The organism is Methylocapsa palsarum (assembly GCF_900114285.1).
GTDB classification, from domain to species: Bacteria; Pseudomonadota; Alphaproteobacteria; order Rhizobiales; family Beijerinckiaceae; genus Methylocapsa; species Methylocapsa palsarum.
Genome location: NZ_FOSN01000076.1, coordinates 1 through 1,108 on the forward strand (window position 1 = coordinate 1; position 1,108 = coordinate 1,108).

Annotated in this window: 1 pseudogene; it reads left to right on the forward strand. The window is 60.3% G+C overall.

Features of this window, described 5'->3' with window-relative positions:
* Positions 1–120: 120 nt before the first annotated feature.
* Positions 121–1,074: pseudogene (locus BM177_RS19355) on the forward strand (IS5 family transposase).
* Positions 1,075–1,108 lie beyond the last annotated feature (34 nt).

A 1,108-nucleotide genomic window follows, 5' to 3' on the forward strand; every position in this document is an offset into this window, starting at 1 on the left:
GGTGCGTGGATACACTCTAGATTGTATTTGTCTGCGTACTCGCTCTTTAGGAGCGGCGGTGACGGCCTCGGGCGCGGGTTGTAAGATACCCAGCTCAAGCCTCTCTGGTCCGGACAATCCATGCCTTATAAATTCAATGATGGCCGCCGCCGCAAGATCCCCAAGGCGAAATACCGGGTGACGAACTGGCCAGACTGCCGCCCTGGTCCGGCGGGGGAGCCTCACGCTCTGGGTGACGGAGGAAGCCGTGGCGGCATGGCATGCGCCAGTAACCGGCCGGCGTGGCGGCCAACCGCTCTATTCTGATCTGGCGATCGAGACGGGATTGGCGTTACGTCTGGTGCTCTGTCTGCCGCTTCGCCAGACCGAGGGTGCGCTACGATCGATCGCAGGCTGCTCGGTGTCGAAATCAGAATTCCGGACCATACGACTTTCAGCCGCCGGGGCGGCGGCCTGATGATTTTACCGGAACGAGTGGAGCGCAAGGAGCCGCTGCATCTCCTCGTCGACAGCACAGGGATCAAGATTTACGGCGAAGGCGAATGGCTCGACCAGAAGCACGGCGTTCGGTCATGCCGCCGCTGGCGGAAACTTCATCTCGCGGTTGACGCCGACACCCATGAGATCGCCGCCGTGGAATTGACGCCGGACGATGTCGGCGATGTCTCAGCGGTTGCGGATCTGCTCGACCAAATTGAGGGTCCTGTCGGCTCGATGACGGGCGATGGCGCCTATGACGGTCAAGTGGTTTACGATGCGGTGGCAAAACGTCATCCCGACGCGGCTGTCATTATCCCGCCTCGCTCGACAGCCGTTTCAAGTCAAACCGCGTCGACACAGCGCGACAAGCATCTCGAGACGATCGCAAGGCATGGGCGTATTGGCTGGCAGCGGAGTTCTGGATATTGCCGGCGGAGCCTCGTTGAAACCGCGATGTACAGATACAAGACCATCATCGGCCGGCGTCTTCACCCCCGGACTTTGCCCAATCCAAAGACCGAGGCAAAGATCGGCTGCAACGTCCTCAACCGCATGACCAGTCTCGGTATGCCGGTCTCCGTCCGGGTCAATTAAATTAACCCGCCTAAGCCCGAAACGAGCCGCAATT